27 protein-coding genes are annotated in these 21550 nt (G+C 43.9%); 9 read left to right on the top strand and 18 right to left on the bottom strand.

Going from position 1 to position 21550, the window contains the following annotated elements; all coding sequences use genetic code 11:
• Positions 1-92: 92 nt before the first annotated feature.
• The 3 genes from B9L23_RS12575 to B9L23_RS12585 are packed head-to-tail and all read left to right on the top strand — an operon-like array spanning position 93 to position 2437.
• The gene (locus B9L23_RS12575) at positions 93-353 is read left to right on the top strand and encodes a FeoA family protein (RefSeq protein WP_062677947.1); all 261 of its coding nucleotides are present in this window, start codon (positions 93-95) and stop codon (positions 351-353) included.
• The gene (locus tag B9L23_RS12580; protein WP_062677948.1) at positions 340-1074 is read left to right on the top strand and encodes a FeoB small GTPase domain-containing protein; all 735 of its coding nucleotides are present in this window, start codon (positions 340-342) and stop codon (positions 1072-1074) included. Before B9L23_RS12575 ends, B9L23_RS12580 begins: the two co-directional genes overlap by 14 nt.
• Positions 1075-1081: 7 nt before the next feature.
• On the top strand, positions 1082-2437 hold the full coding sequence (locus B9L23_RS12585; RefSeq protein WP_169712588.1) for a ferrous iron transporter B: 1356 nt from the start codon (positions 1082-1084) through the stop codon (positions 2435-2437).
• 162 nt (positions 2438-2599) lie between these two features.
• Here B9L23_RS12585 and B9L23_RS20760 read toward each other — a convergent pair whose 3' ends face one another.
• The 11 genes from B9L23_RS20760 to B9L23_RS12635 all read right to left on the bottom strand — a co-directional run bounded on the left by B9L23_RS20760 (position 2600) and on the right by B9L23_RS12635 (position 11413).
• On the bottom strand, positions 2600-2911 hold the full coding sequence (locus tag B9L23_RS20760; RefSeq protein ID WP_211278814.1) for a hypothetical protein: 312 nt from the start codon (positions 2909-2911) through the stop codon (positions 2600-2602).
• A gap of 169 nt (positions 2912-3080) precedes the next feature.
• Positions 3081-3704 carry a histidine phosphatase family protein gene (locus B9L23_RS12595; protein WP_089097778.1) on the bottom strand — a complete coding sequence of 208 codons (624 nt, stop codon included), beginning with the start codon at positions 3702-3704 and terminating at the stop codon, positions 3081-3083.
• A 179-nt stretch (positions 3705-3883) separates the two neighbouring features.
• Positions 3884-4006, bottom strand: a complete 123-nt coding sequence (locus tag B9L23_RS20105; protein ID WP_375781771.1) for a hypothetical protein — start codon at positions 4004-4006, stop codon at positions 3884-3886.
• A 1-nt stretch (position 4007) separates the two neighbouring features.
• Positions 4008-4463 (bottom strand): GNAT family N-acetyltransferase, encoded by a 456-nt coding sequence (locus tag B9L23_RS12600; protein WP_089097779.1) that lies wholly within the window; start codon positions 4461-4463, stop codon positions 4008-4010.
• 120 nt (positions 4464-4583) lie between these two features.
• On the bottom strand, positions 4584-4889 hold the full coding sequence (locus tag B9L23_RS12605; RefSeq protein ID WP_089097780.1) for a DUF5634 family protein: 306 nt from the start codon (positions 4887-4889) through the stop codon (positions 4584-4586).
• Positions 4890-4903: 14 nt separating this feature from the next.
• Positions 4904-5515: a sporulation-specific diadenylate cyclase CdaS gene (gene cdaS / locus B9L23_RS12610; RefSeq protein WP_089097781.1), complete on the bottom strand. Its 612-nt coding sequence runs from the start codon at positions 5513-5515 to the stop codon at positions 4904-4906.
• Positions 5516-5608: 93 nt separating this feature from the next.
• A complete protein-coding gene (locus B9L23_RS12615; RefSeq protein WP_089097782.1) occupies positions 5609-7639 on the bottom strand; it encodes an EAL domain-containing protein in 2031 nt (676 codons plus the stop codon).
• A 152-nt stretch (positions 7640-7791) separates the two neighbouring features.
• The gene (locus B9L23_RS12620) at positions 7792-8538 is read right to left on the bottom strand and encodes an IucA/IucC family C-terminal-domain containing protein (protein ID WP_015864148.1); all 747 of its coding nucleotides are present in this window, start codon (positions 8536-8538) and stop codon (positions 7792-7794) included.
• Entirely contained in the window at positions 8535-9350 is an 816-nt protein-coding gene (locus B9L23_RS12625) for an ABC transporter ATP-binding protein (protein ID WP_089097783.1), read from the bottom strand. Before B9L23_RS12625 ends, B9L23_RS12620 begins: the two co-directional genes overlap by 4 nt.
• 18 nt (positions 9351-9368) lie before the next feature.
• Positions 9369-10415: a FecCD family ABC transporter permease gene (locus B9L23_RS12630; protein ID WP_089097784.1), complete on the bottom strand. Its 1047-nt coding sequence runs from the start codon at positions 10413-10415 to the stop codon at positions 9369-9371.
• The gene (locus B9L23_RS12635) at positions 10412-11413 is read right to left on the bottom strand and encodes a FecCD family ABC transporter permease (RefSeq protein WP_062755181.1); all 1002 of its coding nucleotides are present in this window, start codon (positions 11411-11413) and stop codon (positions 10412-10414) included. The genes B9L23_RS12630 and B9L23_RS12635 overlap by 4 nt, the downstream gene beginning before the upstream one ends.
• 182 nt (positions 11414-11595) lie before the next feature.
• Between B9L23_RS12635 and B9L23_RS12640 the strand changes: the two genes are divergently transcribed.
• Both B9L23_RS12640 and B9L23_RS12645 read left to right on the top strand, forming a co-directional pair.
• Entirely contained in the window at positions 11596-12570 is a 975-nt protein-coding gene (locus tag B9L23_RS12640; protein WP_089097785.1) for an ABC transporter substrate-binding protein, read from the top strand.
• A 147-nt stretch (positions 12571-12717) separates the two neighbouring features.
• The gene (locus B9L23_RS12645) at positions 12718-13212 is read left to right on the top strand and encodes a PCYCGC domain-containing protein (protein WP_089098326.1); all 495 of its coding nucleotides are present in this window, start codon (positions 12718-12720) and stop codon (positions 13210-13212) included.
• Positions 13213-13277: 65 nt separating this feature from the next.
• Here B9L23_RS12645 and B9L23_RS12650 read toward each other — a convergent pair whose 3' ends face one another.
• The 3 genes from B9L23_RS12650 to B9L23_RS12660 form a co-directional block, all read right to left on the bottom strand.
• The gene (locus tag B9L23_RS12650) at positions 13278-13685 is read right to left on the bottom strand and encodes a VWA-like domain-containing protein (RefSeq protein WP_062755294.1); all 408 of its coding nucleotides are present in this window, start codon (positions 13683-13685) and stop codon (positions 13278-13280) included.
• Positions 13686-13778: 93 nt separating this feature from the next.
• Entirely contained in the window at positions 13779-14609 is an 831-nt protein-coding gene (locus tag B9L23_RS12655; RefSeq protein WP_089097786.1) for a DMT family transporter, read from the bottom strand.
• 93 nt (positions 14610-14702) lie between these two features.
• Positions 14703-14900: a YozQ family protein gene (locus B9L23_RS12660; protein WP_081188904.1), complete on the bottom strand. Its 198-nt coding sequence runs from the start codon at positions 14898-14900 to the stop codon at positions 14703-14705.
• A gap of 149 nt (positions 14901-15049) precedes the next feature.
• Here B9L23_RS12660 and B9L23_RS21420 point away from each other — a divergent pair, with 149 nt between their 5' ends.
• Together B9L23_RS21420 and B9L23_RS12665 are read left to right on the top strand one after the other, a co-directional pair.
• Positions 15050-15178: a hypothetical protein gene (locus B9L23_RS21420; protein WP_255265206.1), complete on the top strand. Its 129-nt coding sequence runs from the start codon at positions 15050-15052 to the stop codon at positions 15176-15178.
• 27 nt (positions 15179-15205) lie between these two features.
• Complete coding sequence (locus tag B9L23_RS12665) at positions 15206-15667, top strand: YndM family protein (RefSeq protein WP_081188905.1); 462 nt, start codon at positions 15206-15208, stop codon at positions 15665-15667.
• Positions 15668-15696: 29 nt separating this feature from the next.
• On the opposite strand, the gene B9L23_RS12670 is transcribed toward B9L23_RS12665, so the two are convergent.
• Entirely contained in the window at positions 15697-16887 is a 1191-nt protein-coding gene (locus B9L23_RS12670; protein WP_089097787.1) for a toxic anion resistance protein, read from the bottom strand.
• 16 nt (positions 16888-16903) lie between these two features.
• A complete protein-coding gene (locus tag B9L23_RS12675; protein WP_015864159.1) occupies positions 16904-17536 on the bottom strand; it encodes a 5-bromo-4-chloroindolyl phosphate hydrolysis family protein in 633 nt (210 codons plus the stop codon).
• 222 nt (positions 17537-17758) lie between these two features.
• Here B9L23_RS12675 and B9L23_RS21425 point away from each other — a divergent pair, with 222 nt between their 5' ends.
• Positions 17759-17893, top strand: a complete 135-nt coding sequence (locus B9L23_RS21425; protein WP_015864160.1) for a hypothetical protein — start codon at positions 17759-17761, stop codon at positions 17891-17893.
• Between the two features lie 19 nt (positions 17894-17912).
• Entirely contained in the window at positions 17913-18575 is a 663-nt protein-coding gene (locus B9L23_RS12680; protein ID WP_015864161.1) for an SIMPL domain-containing protein, read from the top strand.
• Positions 18576-18610: 35 nt separating this feature from the next.
• On the opposite strand, the gene B9L23_RS12685 is transcribed toward B9L23_RS12680, so the two are convergent.
• Positions 18611-19375 carry a TcaA second domain-containing protein gene (locus B9L23_RS12685; protein ID WP_089097788.1) on the bottom strand — a complete coding sequence of 255 codons (765 nt, stop codon included), beginning with the start codon at positions 19373-19375 and terminating at the stop codon, positions 18611-18613.
• 225 nt (positions 19376-19600) lie between these two features.
• Entirely contained in the window at positions 19601-20872 is a 1272-nt protein-coding gene (locus tag B9L23_RS12695) for an MDR family MFS transporter (RefSeq protein ID WP_089097789.1), read from the bottom strand.
• Positions 20873-21550 lie beyond the last annotated feature (678 nt).

The following is a 21550-nucleotide window of genomic DNA, read 5'->3' on the forward strand; positions in this document are numbered from 1 at the left end:
AAACAAAGAAGGCGGAATAAAATAAAAAATAAAATTTGGTTTGGTGCAAAATTATAACCTTAACGCAATTTATTGATAAGGAGGAAACTATTATGCCTTCAGTAAAATTGCAACGTTTATCCGAGGCAGAAGAAGGAGAACGTTTCCGTATTGTGAAGCTTGACATACAAGATGGAACAATGAAACGAAGATTGCTTGACTTAGGATTTGTCCCAGGATGCGAAATAAGCGTTCTGCAAAAAAGCCCACTGGGAGACCCAACCGCATATCGTGTCAGCAACACAACGATTGCATTGCGGAAAGAAGAAAGTGACCATATTTATGGGGAGAGGATACGCGATGTCCACAAATGAATATACAATCGCACTTGCGGGAAATCCGAACACAGGAAAAAGCACATTGTTTAACGTTTTGACCGGATTGCGACAGCATACCGGAAATTGGCCGGGAAAAACGGTCGTTCATGCGGAAGGATTTTTTACGTACAATAACAACCGCTATAAAATGATCGATTTGCCTGGAACCTATTCGCTTTATTCGAATTCGGCGGATGAAGAAGTGGCGCGAGATTTTATTATTTTTGAAAAACCCGATGTTACGATAGTGGTACTCGATGCTACCGCTTTGGAACGAAATTTAAATCTTGCTTTGCAAGTGTTGGAGATGACAAGCAGCGTCATCGTCTGTGTGAACCTAATGGACGAAGCGAAAAAGAAAGGAATCCGCATCGATACCGAGAAACTAGCGGCAACATTAGGAGTGCCGGTCGTTCCGATTTCCGCGCGCAATAAAGAAGGAATCGACACGTTATTAAAGACAATCGATTCGATGGTGCGCGGAAAAATCAAAACAAACCCGATTGCCGTCCGGTACAGTCCAGAAATTGAACAATGCATCGAAAAGCTCATTCCACGCGTGAAAGAGGTTATTGGCGATGCGTACCCTGCCCGCTGGGTCGCGCTTCGATTGCTTGACGGAGATATGTCTTTGCTTCAGGCTCTCCAACAACAACCGCTTCCATCCGTAAAGGAGGTGTCTATATATGCATGCCACGATACCGCAAAGTCCGTTTGAAGAGCTGATGAATGAAGCGCGAGCACTGGCGCCTGCGGATACGCGCGAACAAATCGTATCGGCTATTTTTCGCACCTCCCAAGCGATTTGCAATGAAACGGTTACCTATACGAATCAAGCAAAACAATACGAAACGGAAAAGCTAGACCGCATTTTTACTTCAAAATTATGGGGATTTCCGATCATGCTTGCGATGCTTGCGGTCGTTATTTATATAACGATTGCCGGCGCGAATATTCCATCTGGCATGCTGGCAAGCTTTTTCGGATGGCTTGAAGGATATCTTACCCTTTTCTTTCAAGCGCTGCACGCCCCTGACTGGCTGCACGGATTGCTTGTGTTAGGGTTATATCGAGGCACTGCTTGGGTCGTCAGCGTGATGCTTCCGCCGATGGCGATTTTCTTTCCAATTTTTGCATTGCTAGAAAACTATGGATATCTCCCGCGTGTCGCTTTCAATATGGATCGCTTGTTTAAAAAAGCGGGAGCGCACGGAAAACAATCGCTCACGATGGCGATGGGATTCGGATGCAACGCCGCGGCTATTATGTCAACGCGCATCATCGAGTCGCCGCGTGAACGAATGCTGGCGATTTTGACGAACAGCTTCGTCCCTTGCAATGGACGGTGGCCGACATTGATCTTGCTGTCTTCCTTATTTATGGCGGCAGGCTACACTGGCGGATGGAAAACATTCGTCACCGCTAGTGTCGTCGTCGCGATGGTGCTGTTTGGCATCGTCGTCACGCTGACGGTTTCATGGGTGCTGTCAAAAACGGCATTGCGCGGCATCCCGACCCATTACACATTAGAACTGCCGCCGTATCGGCGCCCGAAAATATGGGATACGATTGTTCGCGCCACATTAGACAAATCCATTTATGTGCTAAAGCGAGCCATTGTGGTTGCCGCTCCAGCTGGAGTATTAACATGGATACTAGGAAACATTCATATCGGGGATACGACCGTCCTCGCCTATATCGCTGATTGGCTCGATCCATTCGCGCGAGCACTTGGGCTTGATGGCTATATTTTAATGGCGTTTATTTTAGGATTGCCCGCCAATGAAATCGTCTTGCCGATTTTATTAATGGGGTATTTATCGACTGGTTCCTTGACGGAAGTCGATGGTCTGCACTCACTCAAACAAATTTTCGTCGACCACGGCTGGACATGGCTGACCGCGCTCAATATGATGCTGTTTTCCTTGCTTCATTATCCGTGTGGCACCACGCTCGTTAATATTTACAAAGAAACGAAAAGCAAAAAATGGACGTTTGTCGCTTTTGCGCTTCCGACAAGCATCGCTATTGCTGTCACGTTTTTCACCGCGCAACTTGCCAAATGGTTTGGCTTTGTATGAAAAATCCCCGTTTCCTTGTTTAGAGGGAACGGGGATTTTTGTGTGTGATTGTAACTTTATGGTTTTCTATTAATCAAGTTAGTTTACCCATCGTCCTGTCAAATTTCCCCTCGCCGTTAAATACGATAATCGCTTCCATTCAATCAGTTTCCGACGTAATAACTACATAAAATATGTAAATACTCGTGGGTTAGATGATGAATTATGTATTTTCCACACGTCGTGATCGCATAGAAAATGCAGAAAACGTTTGAACGTAACAAAATTTTCAGCTAAATCTGTCCAGATTGGATCAAGTAAACGCCCACCTTTTTTGCTGACCTCAATATATTTCTTTGCCGTCGAGGCCAATGAACGAAATTTACCATTCAAAAGCAATTTAATTACAGAAAATAGGCCGTTTTGTTTCCAATCGGTCATTTTAAACGCTGAAGAAGCCATTAATTGTTTAAGAGAAAGAATCATTTTTTCCATATAATCTTCCATCGTGCCTAATAAATGAACCAATTCGGAAACAAATATATTGCTTATTCCTGAGGAAACTACGCTTCCAATTACATTTTGCTGGATAAAAAATGTCTTTTCGCTGCATTTAACCATACACCCGCTCCTTTTCGAAAACAAAGGAGCGGGATATGGTCAATCATACTTCCCTTACTTCTTCCAAATGCGACACATCACCTTCAGTAATCAATTCAAACTTCCCATCGTTTACCCGCACGGTCGTAACGCTGGTTCCATACATATACGGAGGAGCCCAAAGCTCTTTTAACGGCGTGTTTTTGAAACGAGCGATAACCGTCTTTAACACCACCCCATGCGTAACAATTAAAATGTTTCCTTCAGGGTGGCGTTTGATGATTCGCTCAATGGCGGCAAACGCTCGGTTTTGGACATCGATGAACCGCTCGCCGCGCCGTGGTGTGTATAAATGCGGATGATTCCAAAAGTGGTCGAACATAATAGGATCCAATTCTTTGATTTCCTCATGGGTCTTTCCTTCCCAGTCGCCAAGGTGAATCTCCCGCAGCTGTTCTTCGGTATAAATCGGAATCAGCCGCTCGCCGCGAATCAGCTGGGCGGTTTCGAGCGCTCGTCCGCTTGTGCTGGCGTAAATCGCGGTCAAATCGACTGCTTCCAGCCGTTTTCCAAGCCGCATTGCGTCTTGCCGCCCCTTTTCCGTAAGCGGCGAATCTTGCCACCCTTGCATCCGCTTTTCAACGTTCCATCGTGTTTCTCCATGTCTTGTTAAATATAACGTTGCCATTCTCGTTCCCCCATTCCTGTTGTCTCTTATTGTTCCACCGCCGGCTCCAGTTTTTGTTTTTTCACTATCAAATACTCACTCATACTAGTTCTCCTTCTCCTAAATACATCGTTCCCATTTCGATATATTTCTTCTACTCCTTGTTCGTTTTGCGCACACGGTATGCTTTCGCATTGGTTTTAGAGCTGGCAGCTAAATTTTTGGATTTTCTTTTTTGCTTGTCTCCAAATATACCAATCTAACAGCGGATTTTCCAGCTTCATAGAAAATCTGCCGCCTCCAAGCGCGATGATTTTCCTCATATCAGTTCAGCCACTTTACGAGTTTGGTCATCCATATCCCTTCTGGCATCCTCATTTGTTCGACTTCGCGGAAACCGTGACGTTCATATAGACGAAGCGCAGGTATATTCGCGCTTCCTGTCATAACGATGATTTCGTTCGCATTCCGTTCTTGATGACAGACAAACTCAATCAAGGAGCTGGCGATCCCTTGCCGGAAAAAGCCGGGATCCACCATCAAGCGGCAAATGTGCACGGTCTTTTCTGCCCGCTCATAGGAAATCGCTCCTGCCAGCTGTTTTTGCTTCATATATCCATAAAACCGTTCACCGCACTGCTGCAACGTTGCGACTGTATCTTGCAATGGCGGAAGGTCGGGAAATCCGATCAGCCGCGCCTCGACAGCGTAAGAACGCAATTGAAGGCGCAGCACCGCTTCCGCCCATTCGTCTGCCTCTATGTTTATTTCCTGAATCATGCCTTCCTTTCCTTTCTATTTCATCATGCGCCATCCATTTTTACTTCTCGATGATCGCTTTGTTTTCCTTTTTGCTTCACGAAAAAAGACGATCTTGCCTGAGGGCATCAATCGTCTTCGTTATCGTCTATCAGTAATTTCGTCCATCGCTTCTTGCAGAAATTGATATCCTTTTTGTTCCCGCCCATCTTTCCGTATCGTCCATTCTTGTTTTTCCAATGCCAGCTCACCGCGTTCATTTTTGACAAATGGCATATGAAGGACAATCATTTTATCATCTTTGTTGATCGTATAGCCGATGTAATACTTGTTTCCTGCGCCTTCTTCTTCGAAAATGCCGACTTGGTCCAAATGATAAACATCCATCAACGGCTGCAGCGTGTCAATAAACTCATGGATAATCACGCTTCTTGGCGCAAATTCCATCTTTCTCCCTCCTCTCATCGACGGAGTACGTATAATCGTCCGTTAATAGCAAACGAGATGGCGCCGGTTTCTTCGGAGACGACGATTACAAGCGCATCACTTCGCTCTGTTAACCCAATTGCGGCGCGATGGCGGGTACCTAATTTCCGCTTCGGTGTCACATGCTCGGCAAGCGGCAAAATATTGCCTGCCGATACAATTTCGTCATAACGGATTAACGCTCCCCCATCATGAAGCGGATTGCCTGGATAAAAAATCGTTTCTAACAACGTATGTGAAACCTTTGCCCCAATAGGAACACCATGATGCAATAAATGATCCAGCGAATCCTTTCGCTCAATAACGATGAGAGCACCATGACGGCGTTCCGCCAAATGTTTTGCCGCAAGGGACAAATCGTCATAATGCGGCGTATATTCCGCTAAATAAGAATGCAAATAAAAAGAAGCGGCCGCTGTTTGTACATCCAAGATATGCTTTTGCAATGTTTCTAAACGCGACAATATACAGCACTCATCCATCATTAACGATTGGCGGAGTGCTTCCGCCTCCTCCGTAATGTCGCGCAGTGAACGAATTATTTGCTCTTTCATCGGTTGATTAAGCGGTAAAAACTCTTGAATCATGGAACTCCCCCATCGCCGTTTGTTACTATTAGTGTGCGACATTTATAATGAAAAACGGACGGAAATAATAGGAAATCCCTTCTAATGTATTCATTAGAAGGGATGAGAATCAAATACCATATACTCTTCTAGCCATTTTTGCAACTTCTCGGCTTCTAACGACTTGCTAAAGTAAAACCCTTGGGCAAAGTCGCAATCCATCTGTTGGAGAAGCGCTACTTGATGATACGTCTCGACGCCTTCCGCCAATACTTGAATATCCAAGCTTTTCGCTAAATGAATAATCGTATCGACAATCGTTGCATCTTTCGAGTTCTCCGCAATTCCTTGAATAAAGCTGCGGTCAATTTTTAATAAAGACACCGGCAGATTCCGAATGTACGCCAACGAAGAAAATCCTGTGCCGAAATCATCAATGGCTACTTGCACGCCGATATTTTTTAACTGAGTTAAAATATGCTTGCCCGTTTCAAAGTTTTCCATCAAGCCGCTTTCTGTCACTTCCAAAATTAAATGCTCTGGCGCAAAATGCGTATCCCGTAAAATATGGACAATATGCTGAACCAATTCCGTTCGATTTAATAAAAACGGCGATAAGTTGACAGCTAATTTCAGCCCAGGGAATTGCGTCTGCCATTCTTTCACTTGGCGGCACGAATGTTCAAGCACCCATAACGTAATTTCAAAAATGAATCCGCTCTGTTCGGCAAGTGGAATAAAGTCGAGCGGTGGAATTTCTCCAAGCGATGGGTGGCGCCAACGCAACAGTGTTTCCACTCCCATCGTTGCACCGCTGTCAAGCTTAATTTTCGGCTGGTAGCATAAATAAAATTGCTCACGCAAAATCGCAAACGGCAAATCTTGTTCAATGATCGCTTTCCGATTTTGCGTCGGACGATAAAACTCATAACCATTTTTTCCTCTTTTTTTCACATTATATAGAGCTTGATCGGCGTATTTCATGACTTGCTCGATTCGGTCGCTATCTTTTGGGAAAAAAGCAATTCCCATCGATAGCGTAGACTGAATAAGCTGTTTTTCATAATAAAACGGCTTATGGAACGTTTGAACAAGCTCATCGGCGAGTTTCGTCACTTCTTCTTTTGCTATGTTCGGAAGCAAAAGCACAAATTCATCTCCGCCAATGCGCGCAAAAAAATCTTCGGAGCGCAGCACGCTTTGCACCCTTCTTACCGCTTCCTGCAAAAAATAGTCGCCAGCTTGATGGGAAAAGTGATCGTTAATCCATTTAAATTTATCAAAATCCAAATAACATAACGCAAAATCGGTTTGGCTTTCGATCAGCTGCTTTATGTATCTCTCAAAATAGCTGCGGTTCGCAATGCCTGTTAACGAATCAAAGTAGGCAAGCTGCCGTAACTTTTCCTCGTATTTTTTCCGTTCGCCAATGTTTTTCACCGTCACAATCACATAATCAAGTTCATTTTGTTCATTCACAATCGCTTTCCCTTGCGCTTCCATCCATATCCATTTTCCTTCGTTATCGCGCTTGCGAAATTCAGCGATTTGAGTGTCATATGTACGATATAGCTCATCAAACTTCCTCACAATGTTCGGCAAATCATCAGGATGCACAAATTGTAAGATATCTTCATACGAATATTGGTGAATTGCCGTGCCTACTTTCTCAAGAGATGATGGTATGTATAATAGCTCACGTTTATTGGAAAAAATAAGAATATAATCCGTAGAATGTTCAGCGATGAGTTGAAAATGTTGTTTGCTTTCTTCCAATGCTCGTTCTAGTTTCTTTTCCTTCGTCACATCGCGGCATACGCACAAAATCGAATCGATTTCTCCTTGTTCATTTACAATCGGCGAAAAAACAGCACTCACTGGAACGATACGGTCATCCGCTTTTTTAATCGTCCATTCTACATTATGTATGGATTTCCCGTTTCTAACCGATTGCAATAACGGTTCTACTACGATGGTTTCCATCTCAGCAATGGTTTCAAAATGGGCGTGTCGTACCGCGCCGCTGCCATTTGTACCTAACAGTGCTTGAAACGCAGGATTCGTATAAATGACATATCCTTCTGTATTTAAAATCGCGACTGCCTCGGTAAAATGATGGAAAAAAGCAGCATACTTACCTGTCATGAAGCAATTACCTCTCAATGATAGTTTTTAAGAAAAGCTGCCTTGTATACTTTCATTTTTACGAAAACATATACAAAAATCAACAAAATTCGCGAAAATTTCTTGAAAAAAAAGAAACAACACCGCTTTTGCGATGTTGCTTCATCAGGTTATCAGCTGATCGCCTGACAGCGCTGACTAGCTATACAAGGACATGTCTGACAATGTGTTCCTCCATCTGTTTGGTAATAAAGGCAACATGTTGACCGCTGTCTCGGATGAGCGTTTCCTTTCCAAAATCGTTTTAACGGATTTTGTCGAGGAGTGCCGAATAACGCTCCATCTGCGTCGTGAACGAGATAATGAAAATCATCGCAAAGCTGTTCGTGGACATGGGCAAGGGTTTCATCATTCATAAGCGTTTCATACAGCCAATAAATGTAAATCGCGATATTCTCCCATAATATATGGGCAGATATTTTTGTGATTTTCCGCAATTTTTCTATCAGCGGGAAAAGGTGCACCGCAAATAGCTGTCTCACCGTCTCTTCCCGCCATTGATCACGACAGCCCGTGCATATTTCTGTCTTGGGCTCCTCAAAACGAAAAGTCGGCAGCCACCTATCATCATGATCGTCCGTTTCCATCCAAATCCGCTCTGGTGACAGCACAAGCCGTTTATTCCAAACGGACATCGCATAAAGCGACATCGCGACAAGGAAGCTATATCGTTTGATCAACATCGATGCCGCGACAGCGTCATTGGCAGCGCCAAGCCTGTCGCGCACTTTTGCTACATAATCGATGAGCACGCTATCCTCAGACAGACGATCCAAGCGAATCGATAGCGGCGAATTGGTTTGAACGGTTGAAATCCGATATGTTTCTAATACCTTTATTTCCTCCGCGGAAAGAATCATGATGAAACGCCTTCTTTCTGTAGAATGCATCTTCCTTTTCCATATGGAATGCAAAGTGGAGTTCCAAATAGCGGATCATATGTCACTTGACAATCCATTTGAAATACGTCTTTCACCAATTGACAGGAAATGATTTCTTCCGGTTTTCCTTGCGCATATATTTTTTTATCGCGAATCGCCACAATATGGTGAGCGTAGCGGCAAGCCAAGTTTAAGTCGTGAAGCACCATGACAATCGTGCGCTTTTCCTTCTCGTTTAACTCAAACAATAAATCAAGAATTTCAATTTGGTGCATCATATCCAAATACGTCGTCGGTTCGTCCAATAAAATAATGTCCGTATCCTGCGCCAGCGTCATCGCAATCCAAGCCCGCTGCCGCTGTCCCCCTGAAAGCGAATCGACCGGACGCTCCGCTAATTCTGTCATCCTCGTTGCTTCGAGCGCACGCCGCACCGCTTTTTCATCTTCTTCGCTCCATTGTTTCAGCCACGTTTGGTACGGATATCTCCCTTGCTTAACAAGCTGCAGCACGGTCAATCCTTCCGGAGCCGTTGGCGACTGCGGCAAAATCGCTAACTTTTTCGCCACCTCTTTTGTCGGCAATTTCGCGATTTCCTTTCCTTCTAGCAAAACCGCACCGCCCGCCGGTTTCAAAAGCCGTGCCAAAGCGCGCAATAACGTCGATTTCCCGCAGCCATTTCCCCCGATAAATACGGTAATTTCTCCTTTTGGAATCATTAAATCTAATTCATCAATAATGATCGTGTTTCCATATGATAACGTTAGCTCCTTTGCTTGTAAGGCGTTCATGTTCTTCCACCCCTTTTATTATCGGCTTTTATATAATAAGTAAACAAAATACGGCGCCCCAACTGCCGCAGTAAACACCCCGGCTGGAATTTCCATCGGCGCAAACAACATGCGCCCAGCAAGATCAGCGGCCATCACGAAAATAGCTCCTAATAGCGCGGAGGCCGGAAGAAGCGCTCCAAATGAGGAACCAACAAGCCTTCTCGCCATATGCGGCGCCATCAACCCGACAAAGCCAATGCCTCCCGCGAAAGCGACCGCTCCTCCAGTTAAGGCAGTGCTTAGTAATAGAAGGAAAAAACGCTGCTTTTGCAGGGAAACTCCCGCGCCGATTGCCAATTCATCGCCTAATTCTTGAATGTTCATCTTCCGTACTGATAAAAAACTGATTGCTAATAAGATCAATGCCCATGGTGCAAGCAGTGTAACATGTTTCCACGAAGCGCCATAGACGCTTCCGGTAATCCAAACGTTCGCCTGACTCGCCCGATAAATCGGTCCGGTAATCATCAATAACGTTGTGCATGCCTGCATGAGTGCCGATATTCCAACCCCAATTAATACAAGCCTTAGCGGTGCCATTCCATTTTTCCATGAAAGGACATAGACAAGAAGCGCCGTTATTGTTGCACCAAGAAAAGCGGCGAACGGCAGCCAATGAATACTAATAGTCAAGGAATGGTTTTCATCGCTAAACAACGTCAAAAACGCAACGACCGCTGCCGCGGCCCCGCCCGTAATGCCGAGCACGTCTGGCGAGGCGAGCGGATTGCGAATCATCCCTTGCAAGATCGCTCCCGCCGCCGCAAGCAACATTCCCGCCAACAGTGCGACAAGAATCCGCGGCAAGCGAAACGTATAAATCACGACTTCGTTCATATCCGAACCATTTCCAAACAACGTCTTCGCTATTTCCAACGGGGAAATATACATTTCGCCGCTTCCAATGCTGACAAGAAATATAACCACATTAACAGCTAATAGTATCAAACTAATAGTTATCGCTTTTTTGTCGACTAAAAACGAGATCGACTTCCCAATTCGCAACGATGTATACTTCTTCATTTCGCTAAAATCCCCCTACGGGCAATATAAACAAAAAACGGAACGCCGAGAAACGCTGTCACTATTCCGACCGGGACTTCGCGCGGCATTAAAATATAGCGGGCCCCGATATCGGCCGCAATTAATAAAATCGCTCCGATCAAGGCACAGTACGGCAATACCCAGCGATGGTCCACGCCAACTAGCGCACGCGCAATATGAGGAACGATGATGCCGATAAACCCGATCGGTCCGGCAACAGCAACCGAACTTCCGGCAAGCAGCACGACAAGAAGCGCTGCTCCTGCTTTCACCGCATTCGTGCGCTGTCCTAAACCTTTCGCCACATCATCTCCCATCATTAAAATGTTCACCTTTTGCGCAAACAGCAGCGAACCAATCCAGCCAACGATAAAGTATGGAAGAACGGCTGTTAACATTTCCAGCTTCCGTCCGGCTACCGAACCAGCCAACCAAAATAAGACTTCTTCAAGCGCCTTTTCATTCGCCGCTAACATTCCTTGTGTTAATGAAGCAAACAAGGCGGCGACCGCCGTGCCGGCAAGCGTTAATTTCAAGGGGGTTGCTCCATCTTTTCCAACAGCGCTAATGATGAACACGATTGCCGCTGCCAGGGCGGCACCGCTAAAAGCGAGCCATGTAAATACTTGCAGCGAATGTACTTGGAAAAAGGTCACAAATAGAACGATAAAAAAGCCAGCACCTGCATTAATGCCGAAAATTCCCGGAGAAGCAAGCGGATTTTTCGTCAGCGCCTGCATGAGCGCTCCCGCCATTGCTAAACTCGCTCCTACCGCCGCAGCAATCAGCGCCCGCGGCAGACGGACCGTTTCAATAATGATATGGGCATTCGAACCGTTATTGTTTGTAAATGCCTCTATCGCATTTTTCCAACTTGTATCGGTATATCCGTAAATGATGCTCATCCAAATGGTTGCAAGCAACAACAAGCATAGGAGGAACAAGCCAATCGATTTCTTCTGGTTTGTGGCTAACATCGTAAATCTCCCTTATATATTATCTATCTCTATCGATAAGTCTATTTGATAATGACTCTCAACGTCAATGGTTTTTTATTTTATTTTCACCCATATTTTTTATTGACAATGATTATCGACATCATTTATTATTTTCGGTATAAATGAAAATCATTATCAAATAAATTAAAGGGGGATACATAATGTTCAAATCTAAACTCTCTTTTCTCATTGCCGCCGTTCTCTCTCTTCTTGCCATTCTCGGCGGCTGCGGCAAAAATGAGGAGGCAGATCCAAAACAAACGAACAGCAATAAAAAACAAACAGAAACAACCTATACCATTGAACACGCCATGGACACCACAGAAATAAAAGGAACACCGGAGCGCGTCGTCATTTTAACGAATGAAGGAACCGAAGCGCTATTGGCGTTAGGCGTCAAACCGGTCGGCGCGGTCAAATCATGGACAGGCAACCCATGGTACGATCACATTAAAGACAAAATGGAAGACGTCAAGGAGCTTGGAACGGAAGCAGAACCAAACCTAGAAGCGATCGCGGCATTAAAACCGGATTTAATTATCGGCAATAAACTGCGCCATGAAAAAATTTACGAACAGCTAAAAGCCATTGCCCCGACTGTTTTTTCCGAAACGCTTCGCGGCAACTGGAAAGATAATTTTATGCTCTATGCCAAAGCTGTGAATAAAGAAGAAAAAGGAAAAGAAGTCATCGCTGAATATGACAAGCGTATTGAAGACTTAAAAGCAAAATTAGGCGATAAATTGAAAATGAAAGTATCCATCGTTCGCTTTATGGCAGGAGATGTCCGCATTTATCATAAAGACTCCTTCTCCGGTGTCATTTTAGATCAGCTAGGATTTTCCCGTCCGGAATCGCAAAATGTCAACGACTTTGCCGAAATGGGTGTAACGAAAGAACGCATCCCGGCGATGGACGGCGATATCCTCTTCTACTTCACCTATGAAACAGGAGACGGAGAAGCAAGCAAACTAGAAAAAGAATGGATTAACGATCCGCTCTTTAAAAGCTTAAACGTCGCAAAACAAGGAAAAGTGTACAAAGTAAGCGACACGATTTGGAACACGGCAGGCGGTGTGCTCGCTGCCCATTTAATGCTCGACGACATCGAAAAACATTTCTTGCAACAACAATGAATGCAATAAAGCTGCCCTGCGTACGCAGGGCAGCTTTTTGTGCAAGCAGCCTCCATCAACAGCGCTGTCGGCAGAAAAACGTTGCCGCTTCCGCTGCACTATGTTAGATTGAAAGTACAAGTTTATTATAGAAAGGATGACGATGGCATGAAGCGCACCGCCATTATGGCAGCGTGTCTGCTTTCATTTGGCATCATCATGGGCGCTTGCTCCGATGACAAAGCAAGCGAAACAAAGCATGACCATTCCATGACATATACAACCAATTCCGGGGATATCCGCGAAACGACAAAATCGATCGACCATCTTCCAACCTTTTTAAGCAATTTTGAAGAAGACATGGCTGTTTTGTATCAGCAAGCCGCCAAGCATAAAGACTTGCTCGAGCATATTCCTTGCTACTGCGGCTGCGGAGAAGTGGCGGGTCATAAAAATAACTACGATTGTTTCGTTCATGAAACGAAAAAAGATGGCTCCATCGTTTGGGATGATCACGGAACAAAATGTGGTGTATGCCTTGAAATCGCAAAAGAAGCGATTACGGAATATGACCAAGGCAAATCGATCAAAGAAATACGGAAAATGATTGACGAGAAATATAAAGAAGGCTACGCGGAACCGACACCAACGAAACCGCTGTAATGCAAAAGAGGCTGTCCCCAAAAGGTCGGTTTAACGACCTTTTGCGACAGCCTCTTTCTGTCCGCTTACGCCACACGGATTGGTTTGCCAAACGGCACACGCGGCGTATAATCATCGGGAACAATCCAAAACACTTCGTAATCCACTTCCAATTCTTCGTAAAAATATCCGGTTACATCGGTAATGTAAAAAAGCGTATCGATTTTTTGTTCTTTTGCCCATTCCAATACTTCCGTATATGACGATTTTCCATGTTTAAAATATTTAATAGCCGCCATTCCGACAGGAGACACGTCACGAATTTTAAAATCGGCCTGTACTAACAATGTATCCGGTCTTACTTTTTCAAACAGCTTAACAATGTTTTGAATTAAAATCGGGCGTGACGGACGATTGGATGTATCAATCGCCAAGGCAATGGAATGATCTTTTCGTTCCTTCAGCAGTGAAAGAAGCGCCCTTTGCCATTTCACGATCATCAGCCTCCTTAATTATGATGTTAAAAATCAGTATTAGTATGGACGGGAAGGAAGCTGAGTACGAACTGTTTTTCTTTCCTCTTTCTCCTACAATTTTGTCAAAATCAATCCGAATAACGCAGTAATAATTCCAATAAGCTGGTATGATTTCAATTTTTCCTTAAATAAGTAACAACCAAGCACTACTACGACTAAACAGTTTAAACTAACAATCGGAAATACGATAGAAGCAACACCTTGGTTCAGCGCATAAAGGTAACAGCTAAATCCGATGACGCTAAATAGCGCCACCGCTGTCCCAAGGCGCAACTCCCGCTTTTGTATCATTGTGTTGCGACAGTTCCAAAATAAATACATCCCTCCACCGCCATACATAGCAGTCAGCAAATCCAATGAACCGATGCCGATAACAGAACACCACTTCATCAAAACCCCAACCGCTCCAAACGAAACAATCGCCATGCCGATATGGATCAGCCAAGGTATGTATTCATAATTTCCTTTCGCCTTCGGAGTGTATTGGATAATGGCAGCAGAACATAACATGCATAAAACGCCAATCCAATGCAGGAGTGGAATGTGTTCGCCAAATACCATTCCAGCCGCCAGCACAGGAAAAATCGCATTCACCGCAATGAGCGGTGCCGTTAAGCTAGCTGGACCTTTTTCAAACGCCCTGGACATTTGAATGTTTCCCGTTGCGTTGCAAATCCCGATGAACGCTCCGAGAATAATCGATGCCACACTAGGATGCAGCGATTTCGTCATCCATCCATACAACGCCATGATAAAAAATGCAACGACATAAAAATAAAACTGAATATGTTGTTTCGACATCGAATGACGCGTGCTCCACTTCAACAACGTATTGTTAATGCCGAAACAAACAGCGGTGAATACAGAAGCAGCCAACCACACTTTTGTCTCTCTCCCTGGTGACGATGTACAACTTTTATTATAAATCGAGAAGATGAAATAACGTCAAGGATTTTCACACCTTGACGCCTTTGCTTACTGCTCATTTTGTCCAGAAAGGGGAATATCTTTTCCATTTACATCCTCAATGACCCCATCGACTGTCCCTTCCATATACACATCGCTCACTTGTTCGTGCGTTGTCGCCAACGTGGAAGATAAAGAATCAGTACGTTCATAATCAGACGGATCATATTGTTTTCCCGCAATATTTATGTTTTCTTGTTTTTTCATTATTCATGCCTCCTTGTTCATTCTACTCATTATTAATGTGGAACAATCAGAAAAAATAAAAAGAGGGAGTTTATGGTTATTTACATGTATACGTTCACACTAAAAAGACAAACTAATGATAAAGAATGATAAGAGAGGATGAACGCAACTTGAAACAAGAAAAACAAAATAAGAGCATCGAACAACAACAAAAAGACCGCCAACCGGAAAAAGAGATGGAGAAACAATCCGGATACGGGGATAAAAAACTAGAAGGACCAAATTTTCCGGCTGAATAATTGTTTGCTAAAAGATGACGTTCAGCGATGAGACATTTACTCGCTCTTGCATGGAAATACATGTTGCTTGCCACTGTCTTTTTTGCGATGATCCCGTTATTTTTACGCGTTTCCTCAGCAGAACTGTTATGGTTCAGCTTATGGATGACGCTTGTGGCTTATGCGCTCGGCGATTTATACATTCTTCCGCGTTTTGGCAATTTATCAGCGGTGATTGCCGATTTTGGCCTCGCTTTTGTCGGCGTATGGATCGGAATCGGCATTTTTTACAATGCTGGCGGTGCTGCTGTTATAAACGCCGCATTCTTTTCCGCACTGCTTGTCGCACTAGGCGAAATATTGTTTCACGCCTATATGAATCGAATCGTTCTTCGCCATCAAGATGAGAAAAAAGAACATTCTATGCGGCGAGGGCTGCAAACAGAAATTGCGGAAGAATTCGATGTTCGAAGCGCAACAGACCAAGAGGAAGACAAACAAGAAAGCTGACCTCACTCGATAAGAGGTCAGCTTTTTATTCATCGCTCGTCTCGCTTTAATGACAACAACGTTTGTTTCAGCTGTTCTTCCATCGTAACGAGCTCTCGTTCTACTTGCTGCCGTTTGAGACGGCCTTCTTGCTGGATTTTTAACGTTTCTTCTAATGTTGTCACTAAATTTTCCTGCGTTTTTTTCAACGTTTCAATATCAATGAGCCCACGTTCATTTTCTTTCGCGACTTCAATGCTGTTTGTTTTCAGCATTTCCGAATTGCGAAGTAGCAAATTGTTCGTCGTTTCCGTTACTTGTTTTTGCGCCTCGACCGCTTTTTGCTGGCGGAATAACGTCAGTGCGATCACAACTTGGTTTTTCCATAGCGGAATCGCGGTTAAAATCGAGGATTGAATGCGCTCGACCAGCGTCTGGTTCATATGCTGAATCATGCGGATTTGCGGTGCGGTTTGAATCGTTACTTGCCGGCTTAATTTTAAATCGTGGATACGTTTTTCCAGCCGATCGGCAAACTGCAACAAATCATTCACTTCTTGCATTTCCATTTGGTTTCCTGCCCGTTCTGCTTGGGCGCGTTTTTCCGGAATCACTTTCGTCCGCAATTCTTCCAGTTTATGCTCTGCCGCCGCGATATAAATGTTAAGCGCATCAAAGTATTCTTTATTTTTTTCGTACAATGTTTCTAGCATCATAATGTCGCGAAACAGCAATTGACGGTGCTTTTCGAGCTGATCGGCGATTTTATCAATTTCCACGCCAATTTTTTGATACTTCGCGATCATGCCTTGCAGCGATTTTGACACAGAGCCAAACAGCCGCGCAAACAATCCTTTTTTCGCCGGAAGCAAGTCATCCGGATTCACTTCTTTAATTTTCGTCATTAAATCACTGATCACTTCCCCAACGGGCCCTGCATCTTTTGTTTGCACATGATGTAAAATCGTATGGGAAAACTTCGACAGCTCTGCCTGCGCCGCAACCCCGTATTGAATGATGGCTTGCTGGTTGCGCGGATCGATTTGTTTCGCAAGCTGCAGTGCTTTGTCGCGATGTTCCGGCTTTAACGTATCGATCAGTCTTGTCGGCTGCGTTTGTTTATGAATATCCGTCTCCTCTTGTTCATTCGGTAAGGAAAACGGATTTTCCAAAAGCGAATCCAGCGAGCTTGTCCACTGCTCGCGAAGATCGTTTGCCGGCATGTGATCAGACGGTTTCATAGTCGTTCTCCTTTCTTCACTTTATCGTTTCTGGCAGCTTTTGTTGCTCTAACGACTGCTCGAGCAGTTTCGTTTCTACTTGTAAATCAAACACATCATTCGAAAGTATCTCCAATAACCGCCGCTCCGCTGAAGCGGCTACTTCATCAAGAAGCCGTTCCGTCTTCCATAACGCCTCTTTCATCTCTTGATTGCGTACAGGCTGATTGATTAAATAAACATATTTTTCGATCATCGTCACCGCCATTGGCAGTTCGTTTAAGAAAAACGATTGGGCAAGACGAAATTGATGTGGATGTTGTTCCACCGCGCGAATCATTTTATCGACAGCCGTACATATTCGCGAAATTTTTTGCCACATGACAAGGGAGCGAACGCGGAAACGAGCGATGCGCATTTGTTTCCATTTTTTCCGCGCCTCATGAAGCTGTGAGTGAATATACACTTTCTCTTCTTTTAAAAGCCCTCCCGGCGTAATTTTTCCATCCCTCTTTTTCATCACGAACGATGTAGCAAGCATTGCTCCCATTCCGGATAAAAAGGAAGGAAAAAAGCGAAAATCAGTGAGAAAAAACGTTGTTACCGCCACTATAACACCTACATTCCAAGAAACAAACCAGCGCCATAACGTTCTAAGCAACTGTTTCATCGTCCATCCCTTTCTCCTGATCTATTTACTTTCATTATAGCATGTCCATTTTCTTTCATACGTGTCAATTGCCGATTTTGTTTCATTTATCTAACTGGTAATCGTTAGAGTTCATATGGAAAATTTGTGACGCTGTCATGGATCTATCACCTCTTCGCGCATAGGACAACATAACGGACGAATATGCTGTAACAAAAAGCATATACAAAGGAGCTGGGCCGCATGAAACATATTGATTGGCAAATGGTATATTTTGTCGGTGCCACGTTATTAAAAGAATATTGGTGCTATATCGGGCTGCCGCGCGTTTACTATTGGAGCATCAACGATTATGAGGATAATAATAAAGCAGCATAAAAATGAAAGGAGAATCATGATGCAAGAATGGTATATGCCGATTCAAAGAAGCAAGCCAGCCGTGAAAACGATCACGGTCACCGGACAAGGGACCATCATTACGAAACCCGATACGGTCATCATTACACTCGGAGTACGAACAGAACATAAAAACGTACACGAAGCGCTCGCAGAAAACGCAAAACGAGCGAATGCCATGATTCACGCGCTGAAAGCAATTGGAGTGAGGGAAGAAAATATCGATACTGCTTCCTTTTCGATTTATCCGAAATATGATTACTCTAACGGAAATGCCGCTTTAATCGGCTATGAAGTAGAGCATATTTTCGACATTACCGTCAAAGATCCAAAATCCGTCGGCAACATTTACGATACCGCTGTCCAAAACGGCGCAAACATTGCCCGCCACATTCAATTCCGCCTCGCTAATGAACAACCGTACTACCAGCAAGCACTTTCTCTTGCCGTAAAAAACGCGAAAGAAAAAGCCATCGTGATTGCCCGCACTCTCGGTCTTCCATTGCACGACATACCGATCCAAGTAACAGAAGAAAGCGTCGCTCCATCGATTCCGCGCACTCCTTCCTCCATCGCAACGCTAGCCGCCTCAAAAGCAGTCACGCCGATTCAGACGCAAGATATTATCATCACCGCTACAGTGCAGGCCGTATTCCCATATTAGACAAAAAGATCCTTCCACTTCGTGAAGGATCTCCATCATTCTCTCGTCAAATCCACTTCATGTACTCGTGAACCGCCAAATAAAGCAACTTTTTTTGTTTGTTTTTCACGTTTTTCCCCGTCCTTTTTTACGCTAGTAATCGTATATGTCCCAGGCAAATACGGACCGACCTTTTTCACCAATGGATCTTTTGTCGGTTTTCCTTTTACTTCCTTGCCATTAATGATAATTTTATCATCCGGCTCATTCAAACGAATGTTAAAAAAGTACAAGGTCGGTTCAAAAACGTAGCGTTCTCCATATACTTTAATGGTAAAAATAGGCGGTTTTGACGTCAGCCCTTTTATATATACGTGCTTCATTTTCTGCTGTTTCTCAAAGTCCTTCTCTAACTTTTCATACGCGTTCGGATGATCCTTTAAATAGGCGAATAAAGGCTGAAGCGTCGTTTCATTGACGGAAAGCGACTCATCAGGAATACGGATATACTTTTTCAAATCGGCGATATCTTCGTCTTTTAAAGCTTGTTCCAACCGCATAATCGCCACTTCTCTCTCCGCAGTATTTTTGAGGGCTCCATATCCTTTTAAAATCATCCCTCCAATGCCCCATACCGCCATGACAGCGAGAGCGATGCGCCAAATGAGGCGATAATATTTTTTTCGCCGCTTTTGCATAAAAAGACGCGCTTGTTTTCTCTGTTCATAGCGCGCTAACATCGCTGTGCCGCTTCCCTCGGTTCTTGTTTCTGTACGATTTGACCCCCTTATCGTTTCATCGAAAGACACCTGTTGTTTCACTGTGCTTCCCCTCTCCTGTCTTTATTTCTAGTTCATCTTTATGCCAGAATCAGGGAATCTATGTTACGGAAACAACCAGTATGCCCTAGTGTTTATTATTATAAAACGTGTACAAAACCGCATGCCAATGTTTTGCACTTGGCGATGCGGTTGGTTTCCAGCCTTCATTCTTTAGTTGCGCACAAACAAGGCGCTTGCACCTGTCACCTTCATTGGTTTTGAACATTATGTTAATGCTTTGTGTGTTTGCCGTTTTTCAAGCAATTGAAACATAATCATATATAAGGCCGCACTTATGAAAGAAAGCATACTTAACAAGAAAAACGTCCATTCATACCCGAGACATATCGTTGCCGTGATCGAAAGCGGGGCAATCGCCCGTCCGATCGTCCAGCGCAAGCTCGCAGCCGCAAAATACTGCCCGCGCATCTCCTCCGGAGCAAGCTTGGAAATAAACGTTTGCTGGATTCCTACTGTCATCAGCTCCCCAAACGTAAACAATCCCATCACCAAAATAAGTCCCCAAATCGATGTCGTTTGTCCAAACAAAAAAATCGCAATTCCATAAACAATGGACGACCCAACAAACGCCGTCCGTTCATGATAACGTTCCATCCATTTCGTTACCCACACGGTAAACAGCACAACAAGCAAGCCGTTTTCGGAAATAAGAAGGCCAAATGCTTTCTCTCCAGTAAGCGTAAACGACCAATCACCGAAGGAAAATAACGTTTGCCTCTCCACCGTATCTTTTGTATACACAGGAATCAGTAAATCCAGCTGCATAACCGTCTGTGCGACAAGAATACCTGCAATGATAAACAATAGAAATATTCGGTCGCGCACAATCACGCTGTACTGACGGACTTGCTGCCACAAAAACTCATACCATTTCCCGTGCACCAGCTCTCCGTTTTCACGCGCGGGCACAGTCTCACGAAGCCATTTTGTCAATACCGCAGCGAGAAACAGAAACAAAAATGCCGTAGCAAGCAATAACTCAAAAAGATAATGTTCATAAAACACCCCGCCAATAATCGGTCCGACCACAACAGCAACATTGATGGACATATAAAACACGGCAAAGACGCTGCTGCGATGTTCTTCTGGCACCACATCGGCAACCATCGCCTGGCTTGCAGGCCAGTAAAACGCCCCGCAAATTCCGGCGATCGTAAAGCAAAGATACCCCACGAACGGCGAAGTAAACCACGGAGAACTAGCAAGCGCAAAAAAGAAAAACGCTGCCCCTTGACCATAGGCAGACAACACCATCATCCGCTTGCGTCCGAATACATCCGCGCAATATCCGCCCATCAAACTAGCGATCACGGAAAAAATTTGCGAAACAATCAATAATAATCCTGCTTTATCCTTTCCAAATGACTCAGTAAAATATATCGCCATAAACGGAAAAAACATCCAAAATGCGATATGGACGAGCGCCTCGCCAAATAAGCGCATCTTTAAATTCCGATCCCAGTCGCGTATTCTCATGTTGACCCCCACTCATTCTTTCTGTCTTGTAAGATAACTAGTGAAAAACAGATGATACATCTTCTGCCAATTATATCATTAATGCTTATCTTTCGTCCTTTCATATAACATATTTTTTTCTATTTTGAATAATAGTAAAGTTCTACTTCATGTTGGATAAATCACAAATGACCAATTCGTGTTATGGCATGTATTTCATTTTTACTTTCCCCTACGTTCAAATAATACTCTAAAAAGACAAAAAAACTATGTTCAAATAAAGCGAATAAAAAAATACACCACAAATGTCTATTTTATCTTTATATCCCTATCCCACTACGTTCAAATAAAACCTGTTTGGCTTGTTCTTTCTCGTATATGCTTTATATCCCACTACGTTCAGATAAAACGGAGTCCGTTGGCCTTTTGCAATATTTTCTCCAGCTTTATATCCCACTACGTTCAGATAAAACTTTCAAACGTCTTTCGTGTTTCCGTCGTTTCTTGCTCTTTATATCCCACTACGTTCAGATAAAACATTGTGGTTACGTTTCTTTTGCTGGAGAGCTTTATAACTTTATATCCCACTGTAAATTAGCACATTATTTCAGAATCCCTTTTTCAAATTATTTCAGGCGGATTCGGAAATAATGTGCAAAATTTTTGCGGATTGTTCCGGATTTTGCACATTCTTTCGGA

The organism is Parageobacillus galactosidasius (assembly GCF_002217735.1).
Taxonomy (GTDB): Bacteria; Bacillota; Bacilli; order Bacillales; family Anoxybacillaceae; genus Parageobacillus_B; species Parageobacillus_B toebii.